This window comes from Streptomyces sp. NPDC008317 (assembly GCF_042955955.1).
Lineage (GTDB): Bacteria > Actinomycetota > Actinomycetes > Streptomycetales > Streptomycetaceae > Actinacidiphila.
The window spans coordinates 1064433-1089315 of sequence record NZ_JBIBFQ010000001.1; the positions used below are offsets into that span (position 1 = coordinate 1064433).

General features: G+C 72.5%; 19 protein-coding genes and 3 tRNA genes. 17 read left to right on the top strand and 5 right to left on the bottom strand.

Going from position 1 to position 24883, the window contains the following annotated elements:
- Nucleotides 1–103: 103 nt before the first annotated feature.
- Both ACFY9V_RS04450 and ACFY9V_RS04455 read left to right on the top strand, forming a co-directional pair.
- Nucleotides 104–1588, top strand: coding sequence for a N,N-dimethylformamidase beta subunit family domain-containing protein (locus ACFY9V_RS04450; protein ID WP_391159370.1), 1485 nt, complete (start codon nt 104–106; stop codon nt 1586–1588).
- A gap of 155 nt (nt 1589–1743) precedes the next feature.
- Nucleotides 1744–2646: a phosphoribosylaminoimidazolesuccinocarboxamide synthase gene (locus ACFY9V_RS04455; RefSeq protein WP_355336135.1), complete on the top strand. Its 903-nt coding sequence runs from the start codon at nt 1744–1746 to the stop codon at nt 2644–2646.
- 66 nt (nt 2647–2712) lie between these two features.
- Here the strand turns inward: ACFY9V_RS04455 and ACFY9V_RS04460 are convergent.
- From ACFY9V_RS04460 to ACFY9V_RS04475, 4 genes are all read right to left on the bottom strand, one after another.
- Nucleotides 2713–2788 (bottom strand) — tRNA-Gly (locus ACFY9V_RS04460).
- Between the two features lie 133 nt (nt 2789–2921).
- Nucleotides 2922–2997: transfer RNA gene (locus ACFY9V_RS04465), tRNA-Gly, on the bottom strand.
- 49 nt (nt 2998–3046) lie between these two features.
- A tRNA-Gly gene (locus ACFY9V_RS04470) sits at nt 3047–3118 on the bottom strand.
- A gap of 141 nt (nt 3119–3259) precedes the next feature.
- Entirely contained in the window at nt 3260–3577 is a 318-nt protein-coding gene (locus tag ACFY9V_RS04475; protein WP_188284161.1) for an Lsr2 family protein, read from the bottom strand.
- Nucleotides 3578–3980: 403 nt separating this feature from the next.
- Between ACFY9V_RS04475 and purS the strand changes: the two genes are divergently transcribed.
- The 10 genes from purS to ACFY9V_RS04525 all read left to right on the top strand — a co-directional run bounded on the left by purS (nt 3981) and on the right by ACFY9V_RS04525 (nt 16789).
- Nucleotides 3981–4226 (top strand): phosphoribosylformylglycinamidine synthase subunit PurS, encoded by a 246-nt coding sequence (gene purS, locus ACFY9V_RS04480; protein WP_093716007.1) that lies wholly within the window; start codon nt 3981–3983, stop codon nt 4224–4226.
- Nucleotides 4223–4903 (top strand): phosphoribosylformylglycinamidine synthase subunit PurQ, encoded by a 681-nt coding sequence (purQ, locus tag ACFY9V_RS04485; protein WP_355336137.1) that lies wholly within the window; start codon nt 4223–4225, stop codon nt 4901–4903. Before purS ends, purQ begins: the two co-directional genes overlap by 4 nt.
- Nucleotides 4900–7149 carry a phosphoribosylformylglycinamidine synthase subunit PurL gene (gene purL / locus ACFY9V_RS04490; RefSeq protein WP_391130439.1) on the top strand — a complete coding sequence of 750 codons (2250 nt, stop codon included), beginning with the start codon at nt 4900–4902 and terminating at the stop codon, nt 7147–7149. The genes purQ and purL overlap by 4 nt, the downstream gene beginning before the upstream one ends.
- Before the next feature lie 276 nt (nt 7150–7425).
- Nucleotides 7426–7824 carry a hypothetical protein gene (locus ACFY9V_RS04495; protein ID WP_391159372.1) on the top strand — a complete coding sequence of 133 codons (399 nt, stop codon included), beginning with the start codon at nt 7426–7428 and terminating at the stop codon, nt 7822–7824.
- A gap of 91 nt (nt 7825–7915) precedes the next feature.
- Nucleotides 7916–8443 (top strand): DUF664 domain-containing protein, encoded by a 528-nt coding sequence (locus ACFY9V_RS04500; RefSeq protein WP_391130444.1) that lies wholly within the window; start codon nt 7916–7918, stop codon nt 8441–8443.
- An 884-nt stretch (nt 8444–9327) separates the two neighbouring features.
- On the top strand, nt 9328–9789 hold the full coding sequence (locus ACFY9V_RS04505; protein WP_355336145.1) for a hypothetical protein: 462 nt from the start codon (nt 9328–9330) through the stop codon (nt 9787–9789).
- A 245-nt stretch (nt 9790–10034) separates the two neighbouring features.
- Nucleotides 10035–11969, top strand: coding sequence for a tetratricopeptide repeat protein (locus ACFY9V_RS04510; RefSeq protein ID WP_391159376.1), 1935 nt, complete (start codon nt 10035–10037; stop codon nt 11967–11969).
- Nucleotides 11970–12100: 131 nt separating this feature from the next.
- A complete protein-coding gene (locus tag ACFY9V_RS04515) occupies nt 12101–14533 on the top strand; it encodes a PQQ-binding-like beta-propeller repeat protein (protein WP_391159379.1) in 2433 nt (810 codons plus the stop codon).
- Nucleotides 14520–15959, top strand: coding sequence for a protein kinase (locus ACFY9V_RS04520; RefSeq protein WP_391159381.1), 1440 nt, complete (start codon nt 14520–14522; stop codon nt 15957–15959). Before ACFY9V_RS04515 ends, ACFY9V_RS04520 begins: the two co-directional genes overlap by 14 nt.
- 35 nt (nt 15960–15994) lie before the next feature.
- Complete coding sequence (locus ACFY9V_RS04525) at nt 15995–16789, top strand: hypothetical protein (protein ID WP_391159383.1); 795 nt, start codon at nt 15995–15997, stop codon at nt 16787–16789.
- 112 nt (nt 16790–16901) lie between these two features.
- Here the strand turns inward: ACFY9V_RS04525 and ACFY9V_RS04530 are convergent, their stop codons facing one another.
- Nucleotides 16902–17858, bottom strand: a complete 957-nt coding sequence (locus tag ACFY9V_RS04530; protein WP_355336430.1) for a TIGR03564 family F420-dependent LLM class oxidoreductase — start codon at nt 17856–17858, stop codon at nt 16902–16904.
- Between the two features lie 253 nt (nt 17859–18111).
- On the opposite strand from ACFY9V_RS04530, the gene ACFY9V_RS04535 reads away from it, so the two are divergent.
- From ACFY9V_RS04535 to purM, 5 genes are all read left to right on the top strand, one after another.
- Complete coding sequence (locus ACFY9V_RS04535) at nt 18112–18480, top strand: hypothetical protein (RefSeq protein ID WP_391159385.1); 369 nt, start codon at nt 18112–18114, stop codon at nt 18478–18480.
- 4 nt (nt 18481–18484) lie between these two features.
- A complete protein-coding gene (locus tag ACFY9V_RS04540) occupies nt 18485–21157 on the top strand; it encodes a caspase family protein (protein ID WP_391159387.1) in 2673 nt (890 codons plus the stop codon).
- Between the two features lie 36 nt (nt 21158–21193).
- Complete coding sequence (locus tag ACFY9V_RS04545; RefSeq protein WP_391159390.1) at nt 21194–22000, top strand: sterol carrier family protein; 807 nt, start codon at nt 21194–21196, stop codon at nt 21998–22000.
- Nucleotides 22001–22190: 190 nt separating this feature from the next.
- Nucleotides 22191–23708, top strand: coding sequence for an amidophosphoribosyltransferase (purF, locus tag ACFY9V_RS04550; protein WP_355336160.1), 1518 nt, complete (start codon nt 22191–22193; stop codon nt 23706–23708).
- Nucleotides 23709–23762: 54 nt separating this feature from the next.
- Complete coding sequence (purM, locus tag ACFY9V_RS04555; protein ID WP_355336161.1) at nt 23763–24860, top strand: phosphoribosylformylglycinamidine cyclo-ligase; 1098 nt, start codon at nt 23763–23765, stop codon at nt 24858–24860.
- Nucleotides 24861–24883 lie beyond the last annotated feature (23 nt).

The window sequence follows — 24883 nt, forward strand, 5'->3', positions numbered from 1 at the left end:
TGGGTATGTGCGCCGCACTATTGCACCGCATGGGTGAACCACGGGTGGAGCGGGGAACCGCGGGAGCCAGCGCGGCCGGGGATCGGGTGAGGGAGGGGCTTCGATGAGTACGGACCAGATCCGACGGTGGGAGTCCGGAGCGCATGCCCACGGGGTCTCCGACCCCTTCGGCCAGGGCCCGCTGCCCTGGCTGCGCGGCGCCTCCCAGTACCTGGACGACGACGGCCAGGTCGTCCCCTGGTACGTCGACCTGGCCGTGAGCAGCGGCGACGCCGCGCACCGCCCGCGCTTCCCCGGACCGTGCACCGCCGACGACGTACGCCGTCAGATCAAGGGCTTCGCCTCCGCGGGATCCGTCGTGCCCGGCGAGGCCATCGACTTCCGGATCACCGTGGACCCGCCGCAGGAGTTCACGGTCGACGTCTACCGGATCGGCCACTACGGCGGCGACGGCGCCGCGAAGATGTCCGCGAGCCCCCGGCTGTCCGGCATCGTCCAGCCCGCGCCGCTGGCCGCCGGAAGGACGGTTTCCTGCCACCACTGGTGGCAGTCCTGGCGGTTGCAGATTCCCACGTACTGGAACACCGGCGCGTACGTGGCCGTCCTCACCACCGCCGACGGCTACCGCAGCCACGTCCCCTTCACCGTCCGCGCCACCCACGAGGCGGACCTGCTCCTGCTGATGCCCGACGTGACGTGGCAGGCGTACAACCTCTACCCCGAGGACGGCAGGACCGGCGCCAGCCTGTACCACGCGTGGGACGAGAAGGGGCAGCTCCTCGGCGAGGAACAGGCCGCCACCACCGTCTCCTTCGACCGCCCCTACGCGGGCGCCGGGCTCCCGCTGCACATCGGCCACGCCTACGACTTCGTACGCTTCGCCGAGCGCTACGGCTACGACCTCGCGTACGCCGACGCCCGCGACCTGCACGCGGGCCGTATCGACCCCACGCGCTACCGCGGCCTGGTCTTCCCCGGCCACGACGAGTACTGGTCCAAGCCGATGCGCCGGGCCGCCGAGACCGCGCGCGACGCGGGCACCTCGCTGGTCTTCCTGTCGGCCAACACCATGTACTGGCAGGTCGAGCTGGCCCCGTCCCCGGCCGGGGACGCGGACCGGCTGCTGAGCTGCCGCAAGCGCCGCGGCGACAACAAGGGCCGCACCGCGCTCTGGCGCGACCTCGGCGAGCCGGAACAGCTCGTGCTCGGCGTGCAGTACGCGGGCCGCGTCCCCCAGCCGTCGCCGCTCGTCGTCCGCAACGCCGAGCACTGGCTGTGGGAGGCCACCGGCGCCACCGAGGGCGACGAGATCGACGGCCTGGTCGCGGGCGAGGCCGACCGCTACTACCCGCGCGCCCCGCTGCCCGAGAGCATCGAGCGCATCCTGCTGGCCCACTCGCCGTACGAGTCCACCGACGGCCGCCGCTGCCACCAGGAGACCTCGCTCTACCAGGCCCCCAGCGGCGCGTACGTCTTCGCCTCCGGCACCTTCGCCTGGTCCCCGGCGCTCGACCGCCCCAACCACGTCGACCCGCGCGTCCAGCGCGCCACCGCCAACCTCCTCGACCGCATCTGCAAGCACGACTGAGGGGTGGGTCCGCCGGTGGCCGGCGCGCCGGAGGCGGCGCGCCGGGTCCAAGCCGCCGGAGGCGAGCGGGCGGCGAAAGGAGGAGCCCCCGCGCGCTCCGCCTGTCCCGATAAGCGAGAATCGGGAGCTGAACCGCCGAGTGGGGAGGACGACCCGTGTCCGGATTCGTCGAGAAACCCGAGCCTGTCCAGGTGCCGGGACTGGTACATCTGCACACCGGCAAGGTGCGCGATCTGTACCAGAACGCGGAGGGCGACCTGGTGATGGTCGCCAGCGACCGCACCTCCGTCTACGACTGGGTGCTGCCCACCGAGATCCCCGACAAGGGCCGGATTCTCACGCAGCTCTCGCTGTGGTGGTTCGACCTGCTCGCCGACATCGTGCCCAACCACGTGATCTCCACCGAGCTGCCCGAGGGCGCCCCCGCGCAGTGGGCGGGCCGCACCATGGTGTGCCGTTCGCTGCGCATGGTGCCGGTCGAGTGCGTCGCACGCGGCTATCTGACCGGCTCCGGCCTGGTCGAGTACAACCGGGACCGTACGGTGTGCGGCCTCGCGCTCCCCGAGGGCCTGGTGGACGGCTCCGAGCTGCCCGCGCCGATCTTCACCCCCGCCACCAAGGCCGAGGTCGGTGAGCACGACGAGAACGTGTCGTACGAGGAGGTCGCCCGCGAGGTCGGCGCCGAGACCGCGACGCTGCTCCGGCAGACCACGCTGGCCGTCTACGGCAGGGCCCGCGACATCGCGCGGGAGCGGGGCATCATCCTGGCCGACACGAAGTTCGAGTTCGGTTACGACGAACAGGGCACGCTGGTCATCGCCGACGAGGTGCTGACCCCCGACTCGTCCCGCTTCTGGCCGGCCGACCTGTGGGAGCCGGGCCGCGCGCAGCCGTCCTTCGACAAGCAGTTCGTCCGCGACCACCTCACCGACCCGGCGCTGGGCTGGGACCGCAACGGCGAGGAGCCGCCGCCCGGCCTGCCCGCCGAGGTCGTCGAGCAGTCCCGCGCCCGCTACGTGGAGGCGTACGAGCGCCTCACCGGCACCGCCTGGTCGTAGCACCCCGGCGCGGAAGCGGAGAGACGACGAAGGCCCCGGTCGTGGTGACCGGGGCCTTCGCGATGCTGGAGCGGACGACGAGATTCGAACTCGCGACCCTCACCTTGGCAAGGTGATGCTCTACCAACTGAGCCACGTCCGCAGGCCGTGCAGACACTGTACCCGATCGGACGCGGCCATTAGAAACCGATATATCCCGCCGCCCCGTGACGCGCCGAGCGGACGCCCGCGTACGACGAAGGCCCCGGTCGTGGTGACCGGGGCCTTCGTGACGCTGGAGCGGACGACGAGATTCGAACTCGCGACCCTCACCTTGGCAAGGTGATGCTCTACCAACTGAGCCACGTCCGCATTGCTGCGGCCACTCTACCCGATCCATAGGACCGGCCGGAGCGACCAGAGCGGGCGACAGGAATTGCACACTGCCCCTCCCCCCTGGAAGGGGGGCGCTCTGCTACTGAGCTACACCCGCGTGACCTCCGCTGACCTGGCCTTTTCGGCCCTGCCCTCGGCGTGCTCCACACACTAGCGGAAGGGTGGGGGTGGCTGTCCAGTCGGCACCACCGCCCCCGCCCGTTCGCCCGGCGGTTGTCAGTGAGTTGTCGCGGAACCGTCAACTGGCCTTGTTGAACGCTTCGTAGACCTTCTTGGGGATGCGCCCGCGGGCCGGGACCTCGAAGCCGTTCGACTGCGCCCAGGCGCGGACGGTGGCCGGGGTCGGGGCGATCGGCGTGCGCTTGTAGGCGCGGCCCGAAAGGGTGCGGCGGCGGCCGGCCTCCACGTAAGGAGCCAGGTCATTGCGCAGCTTGTCCGCGTTCTGGGACGAGAGGTCGATCTCGTACCACTGACCGTCGACGCCGAATGCGATGGTTTCCGCCGCTTCTCCGCCGTCCAGGTCGTCGGCGAGGGTGACCAGTACGCGTTGCGCCATAGGGATGTGGTCCTTTCGTACGCCATCGGCCTTGCCGGGGCCCGGCGATCGCACGCGGCCCGTGTGTCGTGGCGGTCGCGAGCGGGAACGGTCGCGACCGGACGCCGGGCCCCGGTGTCACGGGTGGGCCGACAAGTCGAGTGTCGACAAGTTTTCATTTGTACGATGCCACGAAATGGGCACCGCGTGATACATCGTGACACCTGTTAATTCCCCCGGGTGCCGCTTCGTAATCGGGACCCTATGTTTCACCTACGGGTTTCCCCAAGCATTTCGGCGGCCGATACATAAACGTGATCAGTGATCTAGGGGTGCGCTAGGGGTCGCGTTCATATCTACTCGCGTAGATTTTCGCACCGGGTACGCTGAGAGAACCTCACGCACCACACCACCGGGAGTGCAAGTGGCACGCGTCGTAGTCGACGTCATGCTCAAGCCGGAGATCCTCGACCCCCAGGGCCAGGCGGTGCAGCGAGCACTGCCGCGCCTGGGCTTCGACGGGATCTCCGACGTCCGCCAGGGAAAGCGCTTTGAACTAGAGGTCGAGGGGCCGGTCGACGACGCCGCCCTCGCCCGCATTCGCGAGATGGCGGAAACCTTTCTCGCGAACACCGTGATCGAGGACTTCGCCGTAAAGGTGGAGTCGTGACTGCGCGCGTTGGCGTCGTCACATTCCCCGGCACGCTCGACGACCGTGACACACAGCGCGCCGTCCGGGTCGCGGGCGCCGAAGCCGTACCGCTGTGGCACCGTGACAAGGATCTCCAGCAGGTCGACGCGGTGGTTCTGCCGGGCGGCTTCTCGTACGGCGACTATCTGCGGGCCGGCGCGATCTCGCGTTTCTCGCCGGTGATGGAAACGATCATCGAACAGGCGAAGGCCGGAATGCCGGTTCTCGGCATCTGCAATGGGTTCCAGGTGCTCACCGAGTCGCATCTGCTGCCAGGCGCGATGCTGCGCAACAACCACCTCCACTTCGTCTGCCGCGACCAGAAGCTGCGGGTCGAGACCAGCGCCACCGCCTGGACGTCGCAGTACGCGGACGGCCAGGAGATCTCCATCCCGCTGAAGAACATCGACGGCCGCTACACCGCCGCCGAGCGGGTGCTGGACGAACTGGAAGCCGAGGGCCGGGTGGTCTTCCGCTATCTGGACGGCAATCCGAACGGGTCGCTCCGTGACATCGCGGGCATCAGCAATGCCGCGGGCAATGTCGTCGGCCTCATGCCGCACCCCGAGCACGCCGTCGAGCCGCTGATCGGCACCGGCCGCACCGACGGCCTCGGATTCTTCACCTCGGTCCTGAAGAAGTTGGTCTCCGCATGACCCTCGATACCGTCAAGCACGCCGCCGAGACGCCCGAGGCCGGGCAGCCGTGGAAGGAACTCGGCCTCAAGGAGGACGAGTACGCCCGGATCCGCGAGATCCTGGGCCGCCGCCCGACCGGCGCGGAACTGGCGATGTACTCGGTCATGTGGTCGGAGCACTGCTCGTACAAGTCGAGCAAGGTGCACCTGAAGCAGTTCGGCGAGAAGGCCCCGCAGACCGACGCGCTGCTCGTCGGCATCGGTGAGAACGCGGGCGTCGTGGACGTCGGCCAGGGCTACGCCGTCACCTTCAAGATCGAGTCGCACAACCACCCGTCGTACATCGAGCCCTACCAGGGCGCGGCCACCGGCGTCGGCGGCATCGTCCGCGACATCCTCGCGATGGGCGCGCGGCCGGTCGCCGTGATGGACCCGCTGCGGTTCGGCGCGGCCGACCACCCCGACACCCGGCGCGTCCTGCCCGGCATCGTCTCGGGCGTCGGCGGCTACGGAAACTGCCTCGGCCTGCCCAACATCGGCGGCGAGGTCGTCTTCGACCCCTGCTACCAGGGCAATCCGCTGGTCAACGCGCTGTGCGTGGGCGTCATGAAGCACGAGGACATCCACCTCGCGCAGGCGTCGGGCCCCGGCAACAAGGTGATCCTGTACGGCGCCAGGACCGGCGGCGACGGCATCGGCGGCGTCTCGGTGCTGGCCAGCGAGACCTTCGACTCGACCGGCCCGTCCCGCCGCCCGGCCGTCCAGGTCGGCGACCCCTTCCAGGAGAAGCTGCTCATCGAGTGCACCCTGGAGATCTTCCGCGAGCAACTGGTCGCGGGCATCCAGGACCTCGGCGGCGCGGGCCTGTCCTGCGCCACCAGCGAGCTGGCCTCGGCCGGCTCCGGCGGCATGCGCGTCGAACTGGACACCGTGCCGCTGCGCGACGCGACGCTCTCGCCCGAGGAAATCCTCATGAGCGAGTCGCAGGAGCGCATGTGCGCGATCGTCGAGCCCGACAAGGTCGAGCGCTTCCTGGCGATCTGCGAGAAGTGGGACGTCATCGCCACCGTCATCGGTGAGGTGACCGAGGGCTCGCAACTGGAGATCTTCTGGCACGGCGAGCAGATCGTGGACGTGCCGCCGCGCTCGGTCGCGCACGACGGGCCGACGTACCACCGCCCGTACGCCCGGCCGGACTGGCAGGACGCGCTCCAGGCCGACGACGCGGGGAAGCTGCCGCGGCCCGGCACCTCCGCCGAACTGCGCGAGCAGGTGCTCAAGCTGGTCGGCTCGCCGAACCAGGCGTCCAAGGCGTGGGTCACCGACCAGTACGACCGCTTCGTGCAGGGCAACACGGTGCTGGCGCAGCCCGAGGACTCCGGCATGATCCGGATCGACGAGGAGACCGACCTCGGCGTGGCCATCGCCACCGACGGCAACGGCCGCTTCGCGAAGCTCGACCCGTACACGGGCGCGCAGTTGGCGCTCGCGGAGGCGTACCGCAATGTCGCCGCCTCCGGGGCCAAGCCGCTGGCCATCTCGGACTGCCTGAACTTCGGCTCGCCCGAGGACCCGGCCGTGATGTGGCAGTTCGCCGAGGCCACCCGCGGTCTCGCCGACGGCTGCCTCCAGCTCGGCACCCCGGTGACCGGCGGCAATGTGTCGCTGTACAACCAGACCGGCGACGTGGCGATCCACCCGACCCCGGTGGTCGCGGTGCTCGGCGTGATCGACGACGTCAACCGGCGTACGCCGATGGCCTTCAAGGACGAGGGCCACCTGATCTACCTGCTCGGTGACACCCGCGAGGAGTTCGGCGGCTCGGCCTGGTCGCAGGTCGTCCACGACCACCTCGGCGGTCTGCCGCCCGCCGTCGACCTGGACCGCGAGCGGCTGCTCGGCGAGATCCTGATCTCCGCGTCGCGCGACGGCATGATCGACGCCGCCCACGACCTCAGCGACGGCGGTCTCGTCCAGGCGGTCACCGAGTCCTGCCTGCGCGGCGGGCACGGCGCGCGGCTGGTCGTCCCGGACGGTCTGGACGCCTTCACGTTCCTGTTCTCCGAGTCCGCGGGCCGCGCCGTCGTCGCGGTGCCGCGCTCCGAGGAACTGCGCTTCACCGACATGTGCGGGGCGCGGGGGCTTCCGGCGGCGCGGATCGGCGTCATCGACGGCGACGAGATCGACGTGCAGGGGGAGTTCAGCATTCCGCTGGGCGAACTGCGCGCCGCGCACGAGGGGACGATTCCGGCGCTGCTCGCCTGAGCCTCCCGCTGATGTGACGGGAAAGTCCACCGGGTGCCCCGGCCGCGATGACGCGGCCGGGGCATCTGTGCGGTGTGGCGTGGACCGGCGATGGTCTTAACGGTGTGACGAACGGCTTGACGTTTTACGGGAATCGGGCGTCGTGGCAATTGCCGGAGGCGTCATAAGACGGCATGTGCCGGATCCACCCGTATGGCGGTGCTCGGGGCTGTGCGCCGTCACCCATGATCGTTTCGCGCGCTCGCACGTTGGCGCACGAAACGAGGGGAATGTGCAGTGATTACACGTAAGAACATCGCCGTGCTGCTGTCCGCCGCCGTGATGACGGCGGGTCTCGCCATGACCGGCGGGGCCTCGGCCACGGCCGCCGCCGCCGCTCCGGCGAAGGAGAAGGTCAGGCCGGCCGCCGAGTGCGGTGTCCGCTCCGACGGCCGTCTGTACTGCGGCAACAAGGTCGGGGCCAGGGGCTTCGCGGACCGCTCCTACCGCTCGGCGACCCGCGGCACCCTGACCACCGGCTTCAACTGGTTCGTCTGCTGGGGCCACGGCGACCCGCACGCGGGCCAGAACGACATCTGGTACTGGACGCAGCTCGACAACGGCGCCTGGGGCAACGTCCCGGCCGTCGACCTCTACACCGGCCAGGACCCGGCGCCCGGCCTGCGGGAGTGCTGAGACCGTTCGCCACTCGGGGATGACCGCCTCCCGGTGCCGCGGGCACCGGGGGGCCGGGGGCCGGGGTGCCGGGGGCCGGTCAGAATGGACCGTGACCTCAGAGCAGACCGAGACCCCCGACCCGCGCACCGGCCCGCCGACCACGGGCGGTGAGCGCGAGACGCTGCGCGGCTTCCTCGACTACCACCGCGAGACCCTCGCCATGAAGTGCGACGGCCTCACCGACGACGAACTGCGCCGCTGTTCCATGCCGCCGTCCACCCTCAGCCTGCTCGGGCTCGTCCGGCACATGGCCGAGGTCGAACGCGCCTGGTTCCGCCGGATCATCGACGGCGAGGACATCCCTCTCGTCTGGTCCGCCACCGGCGACTTCCAGGAGGCGTACGACGCCTCCGGCTCCACCCGCGACGAAGCCTTCTCCGCCTGGCACGCCGAGGTCGCCCACTCCCGCCGCATCGAGGGCGCCGCCCCTACCCTCGACCTCGTCGTCCACAACTCCCGCCACGACGAGGACGTTTCGCTCCGCCTGGTCATGCAGCACGTCATCCTCGAATACGCCCGTCACAACGGCCACGCCGATCTGCTCCGCGAGGCCATCGACGGCACCGTCGGCGCCTGACGGCGCCGTTCCGCGTGGGCGCGCTCACCCACGGCGCTCCCGCAGGTCACCACCCGCCCCGGGCGGGGCGGTTCGGTTGTCCCCGGACCACCCGCCGGTGGTGGGTTGCTCGCGCAGTTCCTCGCGCCCCTGAAATGCCCCGCCTTGCGCAAGGCCAGCGACCCTCGTCCTCATCCGCGAGGGCCCGCGCCCGTGGCGGGGCGGACCGATTTTCGTCCGGGCGGTGAGCCGATCTTTTTAGGGGCGCGGGGCTGTGTTTGATGTGCGGCTGCCGCCGCGTGGGCGCGCTCACCCATGACGCTCCCGCAGGTCACCGGCCGCCCCGGGCGGGGCGGTTCGGTTGTTCCCGGACCACCGACCGGTGGTGGGTTGCTCGCGCAGTTCCTCGCGCCCCTGACGGGGCGCACTGTCTTTTTGTCCGGGCGGTGAGCCGATCCTTTGAGGGGCGCGGGGCTGTGTTTGATGTGCGGCTGCCGCCGCGTGGGCGCGCTCACCCACGACGCTCCCGCAGGTCACCAGCCGCCCCGGCGGGGCAGTTCGGTTGTGCACGGACCACCGGCCGGTGGTGGGTTGCTCGCGCAGTTCCTCGCGCCCCTGACGGGGCGGACTGTCTTTTGTCCGGGCGGTGAGCCGGTCTTTTGAGGGGCGCGGGGAACTGCGCGACCGGCCACGGGGTTGGTGCGCCTTTGAGAACCGGCCCCAGTGGGGCAGATGCGGTTGTTTTCGGGCTGGCAGCCCGGCGGGGGTGGGTCGCGGCCCATGGCGGGGCACGTCGTGGGTGAGGGCGGCGGAGTTCACGGGGCCGCCCGCCACGCCCCCCGGTGGTGCCGCCGCTTTCGGTGCGGCGGCACGGGAGTTGGGGCTACCGTCAAAGAGTGACCGGTGTGGAGATTGCGATCGGGTACGTGTGCGCGTGGCTGGTGGCCAAGGCGCGGCGGGTGGCGGGGCGGGCGGACGCGGAGGTGGACCGGGGTCTGGACGCCGGAATGGACCGGCTGCACACGCTGGTCTCCGGTGCGCTGGGGGAGGACCCGGCGCTGGAACGGGCGGCGCGGGAGGCGGACGCCGGGGAGGTGTCCGCCAGGACGCGCCGTCGTCTGACCGACGCGCTGGACGAAGCGGTCGAGCAGGACGGGGAGTTGGCGGAGGCGCTGCGCCGCGTCGTTGACGAGGTACGGGCGTTGACGCCCGCCACGGCCTCGGCGGAAGGCGATGGCGTCGCCATCGGGGGGAACGTCGAGATCCGCGCGGACGGCGGCTCGGCCGCCGCCGTACGGATGGGTGACGTGACGATCGGGAACCCCCCGGCGCCGGACCCTCAGGTGCCGGGTCCGCCACAGGGCTGAGCGCACCCGGCGCTCCACCCGAAGAGCCCACGAGGACGCCAACGGCCGTCACGATAACGGCCGTTGACGGTTCCGTCGCGGCCCACACCGTCCACGGCGGACTCCACCAGCACCACCACCCGCCCCCGCGCCCGCCCGCCGCCTGGCCCGTACAGATCGGCGTCGTCCCGCGCGAGGCGGACTGCTTCCAGGACCGCGCGGCCGTCGGCGCCCTGGACGCGGCGCTCACCGACGCCGGTACGGCCGTGGTCGGCCAGGTCCTCACCGGCATGGGCGGCGTGGGCAAGACCCAACTCGCCGCGCGGCACGCCCGGGACGCGTGGCGGTCCGGCCGCCTCGACCTGCTGGTGTGGGTCACGGCGACCAGCCGCCAGGCGGTGGTGGACGGCCTCGCGGAGGCCGCGCAGACGCTGCTCGGGGCGGACCGCGAGGACCCCGAGCGCGCCGCCCGCGCCTTCCTGGCCTGGCTTGAGCCCAAACCCGCCCCGCAAGCGCCGCGTTGGCTCGTCGTCCTGGACGACGTCACCGACCCCGCCGACCTCACCGGCCTGTGGCCGCCCGACAGCCCCACCGGCCGTACGGTCGTCACCACCCGCAGCCGCGACGCCGCCCTCACCGGCCGGGGCCGTAGACAGGTCACCGTCGGCGTCTTCACCGAAGAGGAGAGCGAGGGCTATCTGACCACCGCCCTCGCCGCCCACGACCGCGAGCCGCTGCGCGAACTCATGGCGCTGGGCGGCGCATTGGGCTGGCTGCCGCTCGCCATGTCCCAGGCCACGGCGTACGTCGTGGACGCCGGAATCACCTGCGCGACCTACCGCGCCCGCCTCGCCGACCGCGCCCAGCGCCTCGCCGACCTGCGCCCCACCGCCCTGCCCGACGACCAGACGACCGGCGTCGCCGCCGCCTGGACCCTGTCGCTCGACCGCGCCGACCACCACGCCCCGGTCGGCCTCGCCCGCCCCATGCTCCAACTCGCCTCGATGCTCGACCCCAACGGCATCCCCGAGGCCGTCCTCACCGGCGCCCCGGCGCTCAACTGGCTCGCCCAAGAAGCCCCTTCCCAGGACACGGTCTCCTCCGACGACGCCGTTCGCACCCTCCGCGTCCTCCACCGCCTCAGCCTCCTCGACCACAGCCCCCGTACGCCGCACCGCGCCGTCCGCGTCCACCGCCTCGTCCAGCGCGCGGTGCGCGACACCTTGACCGAGGCGGAACAGGACGCGCTGGCGCGGGTGGCCGCCGACGGGTTGGTGGAAGCCTGGCCCGAGGTCGAGCGGGACACCGAACTGGCGCAGTCGCTGCGGGCGAACACGGCCGCCGTGATCGGGGTCGCGGAGAAGGCGCTGTACGAGCCCGCGTCGCACGTCGTGCTGCACCGCTACGGCAGGTCGCTGGGAATGGCGGGCCAAGTCTCCGATGCCATCGCCTACTACGCGAACGTCGTACGCGTGTCGCACACGCTTTTGGGCCCCGCCCACCGGCACACCTTGTTCAACCGTGCCGTCCTCGCCAACTGGTACGGGCGGGCGGGGGACGCTGCGGGCACCGTCGCCGCGTTGACGGACGTCCTCAACGACATGGAGCATCTGCTGGGACCCGGCCATCCGTACACGCACCTTGTCCGTCCCCTTCTCGCGCTGTGGCAACGCGCGGCAGGAGACGGTACGGCCGCCGCCGCGCTCGGGGAGTGGCTGGAGAGCCCGCATCTGAAGGTGAGCCCCGACGATCCGCTCACGTTCGCCGTCCGCAGCGACCTCGCTCACCAGGAAGGCGGCACAGGCGATCCGTCCTCAGCCGTCGCGACGTACGTCGCACTCCTGGCGGACGCCACGCGGGTGCTCGGCCCCGATCACGATCAGACGCTCGCCATCCGTGGGCACCTCGCCGAATGGCAGGGCAGAGCGGGTGCTCCGTCCGGTGCCGTGGCCGCGTACGAGGCGCTGTACGAGGACTACGCGCGGGTCCTCGGCCCCGATCATCCGCACACCTTCCTCCTCCGTGCCAGGCTCGCCAACTGGCTCGGCGTGGACAGCAGCGCCGCCGCCGCTGTCACCGCTCTCAGATCGGTGCTGGACGACATGGCCAAGGTGCTCGACCCCGAGCATCGCGACCTCCTTCTCGTACGCGAGCGGCTGGCCCACTGGCAAGCGAAGTCCGCCACTGACCGGACGCGTTGAAGCACCCGCTCCCGCCCCCTCTAGAACGTGCTGTGAAGTCCTTGTGAGGACCCCGCGATCCCCGCCCCGCACAAGGCGACAATTGGTGCTCCTGTGACTCCCGCCCCGGCGGCCGAGAAGGAATGAGCGCCGTGGAGCCGCTACAACCGGAGGACCCGGAGCAGATCGGGGGCCATCGGCTGCTGGCGCGACTGGGCGCGGGCGGAATGGGCGTGGTGTACCTGGGGCGTTCGCCGGGCGGGCGCGCGGTGGCGGTCAAGGTCGTCAAGGCCGGGTTCGCGCGGGACGCGCGCTATCGGGCGCGCTTTCGCAGGGAGGTGGCGGCGGCCCGTACGGTGACGGGGGCGTTCACCGCGCCGCTGCTGGACGCCGACGCGGACGCCGCCGTGCCGTGGCTGGTGACCGAGTACCTGCCGGGCCTGTCGCTGCGGGAGGCGGTCGGCGCGTACGGCGGTCTGCCGCCCGCCGCCGTACGCCTGTTGGCGGCGGCCCTGGCCGAGGCGCTGGTGGACATCCACCGCGCGGGCCTCGCGCACCGGGACCTCAAGCCGGAGAACATCATGCTCACGGTGGGCGGCCCCCGCGTGATCGACTTCGGGATCGCCCGCCCCGACGGCGCCGCGTCGATCACCGCCCCCGGCGCGCTGCTCGGCACGCCGGGCTTCATGTCGCCCGAACAGGCGTCCGGCGGGCTCGCGGGCTCCGACAGCGACATCTTCGCGCTCGGCGCGGTGCTGGTGTTCGCGGCGACCGGGCGGGAGCCCTTCGGCGACGGCGACCGGGCGGCCACGCTGGAACGGGTACGGCGCGCGCGGACGGATCTCACCGGGGTGACGGATCGGGGGCTGCGGGCCCTCGTCGCGTCCTGCCTGCGCCGCGAGCCCGGCGAACGCCCCTGCGCCGCCGCCCTGTTGGACCGGCTCGGCGAGCCGGAGGCGTCCGTGCAGGGCACGCGGTGGCTGCCGCCGTCGATGGCCGAGGCGGTGGACCGGCGGATGACGGGAGCGGAGCCGCCGCCGTACGCCCCGACGCCGGGGCGGGTGCGGCCCGAAGGAGCGCCGGGACCGCAGGCCGTGGCGCCGGGCCAGACGACGGCCGACCCGACGGCCGACCCGCCCGCCGGTCCGCCGCCGCTGCCGCCCGGGCCCCCGAAGCCACCCGGCACCCTCCGCGACCCGAGCCGCCGCACACTGCTGCTGACGGTGGCCGCCGTCGCCGCCGTACCCGTCACGGCAGGGGTCGTACTGGCCGTGAGGGGCACCGGCTCGGGCCCGGGCCCCGGTCCGTCCGGCAAGGGCCGGGCGTCCGTCGGGCCGAAGCCGTCGAGCGGCCCGGCCTCGCCGCCGTCCCCCGCCGCGCCCCCGGAGGCCACCTCGCGGTGGAAGACCAAGGTGCCCGCCAACGGGCAGGGCTACCCCGACATCTACGCCACCGGCGACGTCCTCCTCACGGCGAACGACACGGGCACCGCCGTGGCCCGCGCCCTCGACGCGCGCACCGGGAGGCAACTCTGGTTGCGACCCATCGACGTCGCCACCCAGGCATCCAAGATCACCGTCGGCGACGGCGCCGTGTTCGTGATCGACGAGCGCGAGAACGACACCTCCACGCTGCGCGCCCTCGACCCGGCCTCGGGAGCCACCCTGTGGACCTACCGGGTGCCGCTCATGAACTTCGTGTGGGGCGCGGCGGCCACCGGCTCGATGGTCTGCGTCACGGGCGGCGACGCGGTGACGGCGTTCGACGCCAAGAGCGGCAAGGTCATCTGGCGGACGACCGTGGAAGGGCAGTACGCCACGGCGGGCGCCGGGCTCGTCCTGGTTGAGAGCACCGCGCGGGGCACCAACGCGATCACCGCCCTGTCCGCGACCACCGGCCGCGTCCGCTGGACGCACAAGCTGGCGGACCAGCCGATGGACACCGTCATCGGCGGCGACGGCTTCGTGTTCACCCACGACGCTTACGGCAACCTGTTCGCTCTCCACTCCGCCACCGGCAAGGCCGCGTGGAACAAGACGGTGGACACGCGGAGTTCGTACCGCCGCACCGGCGGCGGCCTGCTCTTCGCCGACGACGTCGACGGCCACATCCGCGCGCTGCGGGCCAGTACGGGCGCGGAGGTCTGGTCGCGCCGCATGGGCCAGGACACGGCGAGTCCGTACGGCGAGTCGACGGCGATCGGCCTGTCGGGCGGCACGCTGTGGGTCGGCACGACCGACTCCGTCGTCCACGCCCTCGACGCCGCAGACGGCAGCGTCCTGTGGACCTACGGCGCCGACGCGATGAACGAACCCGGCGCCTCCGCCGATCCGGCGTGGGGCGCGCTGGCAGTCGGCGGGCTCGTCGTCCTGGGCACACGGGACGGCTACCTCGACGCGGTCAGCCCGCCGGACGGAATCCGGAGCGGAACGCAGGACGGAAGCCGGAACGGAACGCCGGGCGCGACGTCAGGCGGCGTGGCACCGACCGTCGCGCCGGGTGGAGCACCGACCGTCACGCCGAGTGGAGCGCCGAGCGTCACACCGAGTGGATCACCGAACGGAGCCCCGAATGCTGCGGCTTGAACCCGGCGACCCCGGTACGGTCGGCCCGTACCGGACCCTGGCGCGCATCGGCACGGGCGGCATGGCCACCGTCTACCTGGCCCGTTCCCGGGGCGGCCGGTCCGTCGCCGTCAAGGTCATGCACGCCGACCTCGCCCGCGAACTCCCGTACCGCGAACGGTTCCGGCGTGAGATCGCCGCCAACTCCGCCGCGGGCGGCGTCCACAGCCCCTCCGTCCTCGGCGCGGACCCCGACGCGGCCACGCCCTGGATGGCCACCGAATTCCTGCCGTCGCTCTCCCTGCGCGACACCGTCGAGCGCTTCGGCCCGCTCCCGGCCGCCTCCGTCCGCCGCCTCGCCGCCGGTCTCGCCGAAGCCCTCGCCGACCTCCACCGCAACGGGGTCGCCCACCTCGACGTCAAGCCGGCGAACGTCCTGCTGACGGCCGACGGCCCCCGGCTGATCGACTTCGGCATCGCGACGACGGCCACGCCCGCGCCGCCCGGGACGCCACCCGGACCCGGCCACGTATCCGTCAACGCGTCCGGCCACGCGGGCTCTTGGGGCTTCATGTCCCCGGAGCAGGTCGCGGGCGCGGCCGGTCCGCCGAGCGACGTCTACTCGTTGGGCGCGACGCTGGCGTACGCGTACGGGAGCGCCGACGGCGGGGTCGAGGACGGCGGCGGTACGGACGCGCTGCGTGCCCTCGTCGCCGACTGCCGACGGCCCGACGCCGCCGCGCGCCCGACCGCCGCCGCGCTGGTCCAACGGCTCGCCCCGGCGCCGGACGAGAGCGCGGTCCCCGCCGCCCACTGGCTCCCGCCGCAGGTCGTCACGGCCATCGACGCGAACGCGAGCGCCGCCGACAACCCGCCCGGCCTCTCGCCGCCGTCAACCGGGCCGGGGCGGCGCCGCGTCCTGCTGGGCGGCGTGGCGGCGGCCGTCGTGGCCGTGGCCGGGGGCACGGCGGCGGTGCTGGCCACGCGCTCGGACGGCTCGTCGTCCGGTGAGGGACCGGGCGGTGACGGGAAGTCGCGTACGACGCCCACGCGTTCGCGCGCGGGCGCCACCCCCACGGCCACGGCGGCCCCCACGACCCCCACGCCCTCGGCGAAGCCGGTCTCCCTGGTCTTCGAGGTCACGGGAACCGGCACCCTGACGACGGTCTCGTACGCCGTCAACGGCAAGGTGACCAGGAGCAGGAAGCCGCAGAAGCTGCCCTGGCGCAGGACGGTCGAGGTGCCGGGGGTCGCGGGCTCCGTCGGCTGGGAGATCAGGCTCACCCTCGGCTCGGGCACGGCGCACTGCCGCATCCTGCTGGACGGCAGCGCGGTGTTCGACCAACGCGCTCCCACCAAAACGCCGTTCGGTCCGACGTATCCCACCGACATCGCGGGGGGCGGGTCCAGTTCCCTGCCGGGACCCCTCCCGGGGCTCGACGGTTAGCGTGTGCGCCCCGGCCGAGGAGAAAGGCATTCACCATGGTGAGCAAAGTCAGCTTCCTGCCCAAGGACATCGGCAGCCTCAGCCGGGGAATTCCCGCCGCCGCGCCCGGCACGCTCTTCGTGCTCGGCCCGAGCGGCGGCATGAGCGTCGCCCCGGACGCGGACTTCGCCGTGATGTTCGGCCGCAACGAGCTGGACGTCCACGTCTGCGTCGGCACGGGCGACGCGTGCGTCAGCCGCCGCCAGGGGATCATCACCTACGCGCACTCCCGCTGGACCCTCGGCAACACGGGCAAGCTGCCGATCCGCTTTCCCGGTTCACGTCTCGTACTCGGCGGTGACCAGGCCGAGTTGAGCACCGGCTACACCCCGCTCTTCATCGTCGCCCCGCGCCAGGAGCACCTGCTGGAGGTCCGGATCGCCTCCGCCGGCCCGCAGCCCGGCGCCGCCGTCCGGGGCTCGGCCTCCGTCGCCCACGAGCGCGAGACCAGCGACCGCGAGACCCGCGACCTCACCGACGAGGAGAAGCTGGTCCTCACCTGCCTCGCCCAGCGCTACCTCCGCAACGACCCCCAGCCCCAGCCCCTCACCTGGTCCCAGGTCGCCTACGAACTCACCGACCTCCACCCCGCCGACCCCTGGAGCGCCAAACGCGCGGCCCACGTCGTCGCCAAGCTCCGCCGCCGTCTCCACCGCGAGACCGACATCCGCGGCCTCCTCGAACACGAGGTGCCCCCGCCGGTCGGCAACGCGCTCAACCACAACCTCATCACCGACCTTCTGCTCACCACCACGATCACCAAGGCCGACCTGGACCTCCTGGGCGACTGACGACGGCGATTGAGGATGACGGCGATTGAGAATGACGGCGATTGAGGACGGCGACTGACGACGGGCGACTGACGACGGCGAATAACGACGCCCGCCCGGTGAAGTGGCGTGGTCAGCCCGCCAGTTCGCCGAGGAGCGTCCAGGTGCGCAGGCGGTCCGCCTCGCCCGCGATGTCGGTGCCCGAGAACACCACCTCGGTCGCGCCGGCGTCCCGGTAGCGCCGTACCTCGGCCGCGACCGTCTCCTCGTCGCCGATGACCGCGACGTCGGAGGCGCGCCGGCCGCCGGAGAGTTCGATGGCGCGCGCGTAGGAGGGGATCTGCTCGTAGAAGGCCAGTTGCTCGGTGGCCTTCGCCCGGACCGCGTCGACGTCGTCCGTCACCACGCCGGACACCAGGGCCACGATCCGGGGCGCGGGGCGGCCCGCCGCCCGCGCCGCCGCGGTGACGGCCGGGACGATGTGCTCGCTCAGGGCGCGCGGCCCGGCCAGGTAGGGCAGGATGCCGTCGGCGAGTTCCCCGCTGACGCGCAGGGCCTGGGGCCCCATCGCGGCGACCAGCAGCGGAACACCGCCCTCGGCGCCCGGCACGCGCGCGGGGACCGGGGTGGCGGCGGTGAGCAGTTCGCCGTGGAAGTCGGCGGCGCCGGTCTGCGTCAACTGCCGCAGGGCGGTGAGGAATTCGCGCAGGCGGGCCACGGGCCGCTCGAAGGGGATGCCGAATCCGGCCTCGGTCAGCAGCTTGGTGCCGAGCGCGAGCCCGAGGTGGTAGCGGCCGTGCGTGGCCGCCTGGGCGGTCTGGGCCTGGCTGGAGACCAGCAGCGGGTGCCGCCCGAAGACCGGGATCGCGGAGGTGCCGACGTGGAGGCCGGGCACCTCACGTCCGACGATCGCGGCGAGCTGCGGCGAGTCGGCGCCGAAGGTCTGCCCGAACCAGGCCGAGCGCAGGCCGTGGGCCGCGGCCTCACGGGCGAGTTCTACGGTGGCGTCGACCTGGTTCGCCGCCTCGGACGCGTGGAGTGTCACTCCTACAGTCATGGTGGTGAGAACCCCGCGCTCCTGACCAGGTATTCCGCCGAGTGTGACGGCGTCGTGTCAGGTGTGTGAACCGGGGGCGGAAGGACACCGGGCCGGGTCGCGGTCGGCCGGCGTCCGGCCCCGCCGGCCCGCCCGCGGCGCGCGTCCGCACCGGCCGACCGGCTCACTTGTGGCGAACCGGTGCCGGGCGCGCGCCCGGCTGTGACACGATCCGGTGAGACCGTGTTCTGGTGGGCGCGGGAACGGACGCCGGGGGGTGGCGGTAGTGCGGTTGAGTATTGCGGCGGTGGACGAGGACGGGGCCGCTGAGCTGCGGGAGCTGTCCGAGTGGCTGCGCACCGACGAGGACGGTCCCGACGAGGTCCGGCTGGCGACGCGGACCGGCGGTACGGCCGGGGAGATGGGCCCCGTCGAGGTCATCGACCTCGTGCTCACGCACGCCGTGGCCCTCGCCAACCTCGCCGTGGTGTACGCCGGTTGGTGGAAGTCGCGGGCTCCGCGCCCGCCGGGATCGGGCTTCACCTTCACCCGTGAATCCGACGGGCTGACCGTGACCGTGTCGGGGCAGGACGGTTCAGAAGAGGCCGTACGCCGCCTGCTGGCCGTCCTCGCGGAGCCGCAGCAGCCGCCCGCGGGGCCGCCCGAGGTGGAGTAGGGCCGTGGAACTCGCCGACCCGCTCCGCTCGTACGCCGTCCTCATCGGCTCATCGACCTTCGCCGACCCGGGCCTCGACGACCTGCCGGCCGTCGCGAACAACCTCGCCCGCTTAGGGGAGTTGCTCGAAGACCCCACCGTCTGGGGCCTGCCGCCCGACCGCTGCGTACGGGTCCCGGAACCCGCGTCGCCGGGCGAGGTGCTGGACGCGGTCCACGACGCGGCCCGCAGGACCGAGGACACGCTGCTCGTGTACTACGCGGGCCACGGCCTCAGCGACGCCGACGGCCTGCTGCTGACGCTGCCGTCCACCGACCCCCAACGCCCGTACACCTCGGTCGGTTTCGACTCCGTGCGCCGCGAAGTCCTCACCGCCCGACGGGACGCGAACCGCATCGTGATCCTCGACTGCTGCTACAGCGGCGGCGCGCTCGTCGGCGGCATGAGCGGCGGCGGCGCGGCGAACGCGCCGGTCGAGATGGCCGAGCAGACCCGTATCGCCGGGTCGTACCTCCTCACCGCGAGCGCCGCCACCCGCAAGGCGCTCGCCCCGCCCGGCGAGACCTACACCGCCTTCACCGGCGAGCTGATCCGCCTCCTCGACCAGGGCCTGCCCGGCGGCGACTCCCTGATCGAGGTCACCAGCGTCTACGAGCGGCTGCGCGGCGAACTCCTCGCCAAGGGACGGCCGTTGCCGCAGCAGCGGCTGAGCAACACCGGCCGCACGCTGGCCATCGCCCGCAACCGGTACGGGGCGGCGCACGCGGCGCCGCCGCCGTCCGAGACGCTGCCGGGCCCGAAGCCCGCCCCGCCCGCCCTCACGATCCCGGACGACCTGAAGGAGGCGCTGCGAGGAAAGCCCCGCGCCCTCGCGAGGGAGTACGTGCGGTGGGGGCAGACCGAAGGCGGACGCGCGCACGCCCGGGAACTGCTGCGCCTCGCGGGCGCGTTGCGGCCCCCGCAGGAGGTCGCGGCGCTCGTCGCCCTTCTGAACGGGGACAGTTGGGGCATCCCCTTCCAGGAAGTCGCCGCGCGCGGCCCGCAGGCGGTCGTGGAGTGCCTGGAGGCGCTGTACGCGGTGGACGGCGCGGAAGAGGCCCCGCACGGGCTGATCGAGGTGGTGACCACCCAGATCCCCGAAATCGTCGTGGGCACGGTGCGGGCGCTGCGCGCCGCCGGATACCCGGCCGAGGCGGACCGGCTGCTGTCCAGGACGGTCGCGGAGAACGCGTACACCGAGTACGTCCTCGGCCTGCTCGGCGCCCTGTGGTCCGCGGAGTTGGACGCCGACGCCGACCGCGTCCTGGCCGAGGCCACCACCGAGTCGGACGAGGAGGCCGTACGGTTCGCGGACGCGCTGCTGACGATGGGCCGTCGGCAGAAGGCGTTCGAGCTGTACGTGCGGGCCGCCGCGGTCGTCGTCCGAAGGTCGCCGGGCGACCTCATCCGCGTCCTGAAGGCGTTGGACGAGGAGCGGGAGGAGGAGCGGGAGGAGGAGCGGACCGGGGGCCGGCCGCCCGAGGCGGCGGACGCGCGGATCGTCCTGCTCCAGGGATTCGCGACCACCCTGCTCGACACCGCCGTCGCGGAGGCCGAAACACCCGCCGGGCTGGCCGAGTTGTGCGAGGCGCTGTGGAGCGCGGGCATGGAGGGCCGCGCGCTGATCGCGCTCGCGGCAGCCGCCGAGTCGTACGACGCCCCTGCCGTCGTGGAGCTGGCCGACGCCCTCCGTGAGAGCGGCCACGCGGACGGCGTACGCCACCTGATGCGCGCCGCCGCTTTCACGCATCCCGTCGAGACGACCCCCTACTTCGTGGAGGCGCTGCGCGACATGGGCTGGCCGGTGGACGCCAACCGGCTGCTCGCCACCGCCCTGACCCGCTCGCCCGAGGAGATCGCGGCGCTGCTCGCGTCGTTCGGGCCGGGCCGGGAGCGGGACCGCGCCCAACTGGTCACGGCCGTCAACAGCCGCCCGGTCGCCGACCGGCTCCGGCTCCTCAGCGGTCTGCTGGCAGCGCCGGGCGACTACGAGGACTTCCTCGCCTCGGTCGCGCTCCTGCCGGACGAGGACTTCCTGGAGGTCCTGGAGGCGCTGCGCGCCGCCGACGACCCGACCGCCCTGGTCACGCTGTTCCGCTTCCAGATCCGCGCCGACCCGATGGGAGCCGCGAGGCGGCTGCTCTTCCTCATCGACAACGCGGAGGCGTTCGGCGTCGAGAGGGCCGTGCTGGCCGCGCTCGCCGCCAAGGAGCGGGACGGCGACAGCGAGCTGTCGGTCGCCGAGGTGAGCCGTCTGGTCGGTCCGACCGTCGCCCTCGAAGCGCGCGTCTACGCCACCGCCGCGCTGTGGGCCGCCGGATACGGCGAGCAGGTCCGCACCGCCCTGTCCCGCCAGCACTACGTGGCGACAGGCACCTACCTGGTGAGGTGGCTCGTCGCCCTGCACGACCACTCCCTGCCGGAGTGCGTCAACGCGGTCATCGCCAGCCGCTCCCTCACCGAGAGCAGCCCGCCCATCCTGGCCGACCTCGTCGCCGGTCTCGCCGAGGCGGACATGAAGGACGCCGCCACCTTCGCCCTCAAGCGGTACGCCTTCGCTCTCGGCCCCCAACAGGTCAGCGCCCTCGCCCGCCGTCTCGCCCTCATGCCCGCCCTCCCGGCCCCGTCCCGCCGATGACCGTCGCTGTCAGTGGGCCCGTATAACCTCGGGCGCATGCCCGTTGAACGGCGCCGACGCGCGCGGACGTATGAGCCCGACCGGACATGGGGGGCGCTCACCGCGCAGGCGGGGCATCTCCGGTCGGCCGTGAGCGCCCTGACGGGGGAGCGGCTCCAGCGGGAGAGCGGGCTGCCCGGCTGGGACGTACGGACGCTCGTCGCGCATGTCGTACGGCAGACCGTGGTGCTGCCGCGTTACGTGGCCGAAGCCGTGCCCGCCGGGAAAGGGCAGCTGACCGACCTGGACACCTGGGCCGTCTCGACGGCCGGGATCGCCGACCGGCTGGACGCCACGACCAAGGAGGCCGCCGCGGCCATGGGGGACCCGGCCGAGGCGATGGCGGCGGCGGCCGAGGAACTGGCCGGGTGCAGGGAGCGGGCGCTGCGGACGGATCTGGTGGTGCCGGACGTGTTCGGCGGTATGCGGGCGCTGGACTTCACCGTGACGCGGCTCGTGGAGCTGGTGGTGCACAGCGACGACCTGGCGCGGGCGACCGGCGTGGACGTGCCGCTGGACCGACACGCCGTCGCGGCCGTCGTCCGGCTGCTCGCGGACGCGCTCGCCGCCAAGGCGCCGGGCAATTCCGTGGAGGTCCGCGTCCCGCCGTACGCGGCGGTGCAGTGCGTCGAGGGCCCGCGGCACACCCGGGGCACGCCGCCGAATGTCGTGGAGACCGATCCGCTGACCTGGATCCGGCTGGCGACCGGCCGTACGACCTGGGCGCGGGAAGTGGACGCCGCGACCGTGAGCGCCAGCGGCGAGCGCGCCGACCTGGACGCGTACCTCCCCGTCCTGGGCTGACCTCCCCACCGGACGACGACCCGGCCCCCGGGACCGGCGGCACCGGAGCTGCCCCGCCCGGACCGGTGGCACCCGAACGGCGGGGCCCACGTCACATGCCCTTGCCCCGCAAGGCACTACGCGCATAGAACCTGGAGATGCAAGGGTCGCCCGTTCGGACGATGGGCAATCCTGCCCTAGACTCGTGAACGTGCCTCGTGGTGATGGACGACTCAGCCACGACCTGCTCCCCGGTGAGAAGGGCCCCCAGGACGCCTGCGGCGTTTTCGGTGTCTGGGCCCCCGGTGAAGAGGTCGCCAAACTCACCTATTTCGGGCTGTATGCCCTGCAGCACCGCGGACAGGAGTCCGCGGGCATCGCAGTGAGCAACGGCTCCCAGATTCTGGTCTTCAAGGACATGGGCCTGGTCTCCCAGGTCTTCGACGAGACCTCCCTCGGCTCGCTGACCGGCCACATCGCCGTCGGCCACGCCCGCTACTCGACCACCGGCGCGTCCGTGTGGGAGAACGCGCAGCCCACCTTCCGCGCCACCGCCCAGGGCTCCATCGCCCTCGGGCACAACGGCAATCTGGTCAACACGGCCGAGCTGGCCGAACTGGTCGCCTCCCTCCCGCAGGGCCCGGGGCGGGCCACCAAGGTCGCCGCCACCAACGACACCGACCTGGTCACCGCGCTGCTCGCGGGCCAGGTCGACGACGAGGGCAACCCGCTCTCCGTCGAGCAGGCCGCCACGAAGGTGCTGCCGCAGGTCAAGGGCGCCTTCAGCCTCGTCTTCATGGACGAGCACACCCTGTACGCGGCCCGCGACCTCCAGGGCATCCGCCCGCTGGTCCTCGGCCGGCTGGAGCGCGGCTGGGTCGTCGCCTCCGAGACCGCCGCCCTCGACATCTGCGGCGCCAGCTTCGTCCGGGAGATCGAGCCCGGCGAGCTGATCGCCATCGACGAGAACGGCCTGCGCACCTCCCGCTTCGCCGAGGCCGCCCCCAAGGGCTGCGTCTTCGAGTACGTCTACCTCGCCCGCCCCGACACCGACATCGCCGGGCGCAACGTCTACCTCTCCCGCGTCGAGATGGGCCGCCGTCTCGCCAAGGAGGCCCCGGTCGACGCCGACCTGGTGATACCGACTCCGGAGTCCGGCACCCCGGCCGCCGTCGGGTACGCCGAGGCCAGCGGTATCCCGTACGGCTCCGGGCTGGTCAAGAACAGCTACGTCGGCCGTACGTTCATCCAGCCGTCGCAGACCATCAGGCAGCTCGGCATCCGGCTCAAGCTCAATCCGCTCAAGGAAGTCATCCGCGGCAAGCGCCTGGTGGTCGTGGACGACTCGATCGTCCGCGGCAACACCCAGCGCGCCCTGGTCCGGATGCTCCGCGAGGCGGGCGCCGCCGAGGTGCACGTACGGATCTCGTCGCCGCCCGTGAAGTGGCCCTGCTTCTTCGGCATCGACTTCGCCACCCGCGCCGAACTGATCGCCAACGGCATGACCGTGGACGAGATCGGCACCTCGCTGGGCGCGGACTCGCTCGCGTACATCTCCATCGACGCCATGGTCGAGGCGACCACCATCCCCAAGGACAACCTCTGCCGCGCCTGCTTCGACGGCGTGTACCCGATGGACCTGCCCGACCCGGAGCTGCTGGGCAAGCAGTTGCTGGAGACCGAACTGGCCGGTGGCGCGGACGCCGCGGACGCGCTCCGCCGCCCGTAGGCTCCGCGGCAGCCACGCAGCCCTCCGCACGAACGACACGAAGGTTCCCCAGCTATGTCTGAGTCAACCGGCGCCGCCTCCACCGGCGCTGACTTCTCCGGTGCCAGCTACGCCTCCGCGGGCGTCGACATCGAGGCCGGCGACCGTGCCGTCCACCTGATGAAGGAGTGGGTCCGCAAGGCCACCCGCCCCGAGGTGGTCGGCGGGCTCGGCGGCTTCGCCGGACTCTTCGACGCCTCCGCGCTCAAGCGGTACGAGCGCCCGCTGCTCGCCTCCGCGACCGACGGCGTCGGCACCAAGGTGGACATCGCCCGCCGTATGGGCGTCTACGACACGATCGGCCACGACCTGGTCGGCATGGTCGTGGACGACCTCGTGGTGTGCGGCGCGGAACCGCTGTTCATGACCGACTACATCTGCGTCGGCAAGGTCTACCCCGAGCGGGTCGCGGCCATCGTCAAGGGCATCGCCGAGGGCTGTGTGCTCGCGGGCTGCGCGCTGGTCGGCGGCGAGACCGCCGAGCACCCGGGGCTGCTGGCCGCGGACGACTTCGACGTGGCGGGCGCGGGCACCGGAGTGGTCGAGGCCGACCAAGTGCTGGGCGCGGACCTGATCCGGCCCGGTGACGCGGTCGTCGCCATCGAGTCGTCGGGGCTGCACTCCAACGGCTACAGCCTGGTCCGGCACGTGCTGTTCGACCGGGCGGGCTGGTCGCTGGACCGGCAGGTGCCGGAGTTCGGCCGCACGCTCGGCGAGGAGCTGCTGGAGCCGACGAAGATCTACTCGCTGGACTGCCTGGCGCTGACCCGTACCACCGAGGTGCACGCCTTCTCGCACATCACCGGCGGCGGGCTCGCCAACAACCTGGCGCGGGTCGTCCCCGACCACCTGCGGGCCACCGTCGACCGCTCCACCTGGGAGCCCGCGCCGGTCTTCGGGCTGGTCGGGGAGCTGGGCGGGGTCGAGCGCCTGGAGCTGGAGAAGACGCTGAACATGGGCGTCGGCATGATCGCCGTCCTGCCGCAGGAGTCCGTGGACGTCGCGCTCGCGACCCTCGCCGACCGGGGCGTCGGGGCCTGGGTGAGCGGCGAGATCACGGCACGCGAAAGCGGCACGGCGGCCGTCGAACTGACCGGCGACTACGCGCGGTAGAGCGGTGGGGTCCTCAGCGCCGA

Bases quoted from the DNA above. Each gene is read 5' to 3' on its own strand.
- ACFY9V_RS04450 (WP_391159370.1), top strand. From the start codon at position 104: ATGAGTACGGACCAGATCCGACGGTGGGAGTCCGGAGCGCATGCCCAC.
- ACFY9V_RS04475 (WP_188284161.1), bottom strand. From the start codon at position 3,577: ATGGCGCAACGCGTACTGGTCACCCTCGCCGACGACCTGGACGGCGGA.
- purL (WP_391130439.1), top strand. From the start codon at position 4,900: ATGACCCTCGATACCGTCAAGCACGCCGCCGAGACGCCCGAGGCCGGG.
- ACFY9V_RS04520 (WP_391159381.1), top strand. From the start codon at position 14,520: ATGCTGCGGCTTGAACCCGGCGACCCCGGTACGGTCGGCCCGTACCGG.
- ACFY9V_RS04525 (WP_391159383.1), top strand. From the start codon at position 15,995: ATGGTGAGCAAAGTCAGCTTCCTGCCCAAGGACATCGGCAGCCTCAGC.
- ACFY9V_RS04545 (WP_391159390.1), top strand. From the start codon at position 21,194: ATGCCCGTTGAACGGCGCCGACGCGCGCGGACGTATGAGCCCGACCGG.
- purM (WP_355336161.1), top strand. From the start codon at position 23,763: ATGTCTGAGTCAACCGGCGCCGCCTCCACCGGCGCTGACTTCTCCGGT.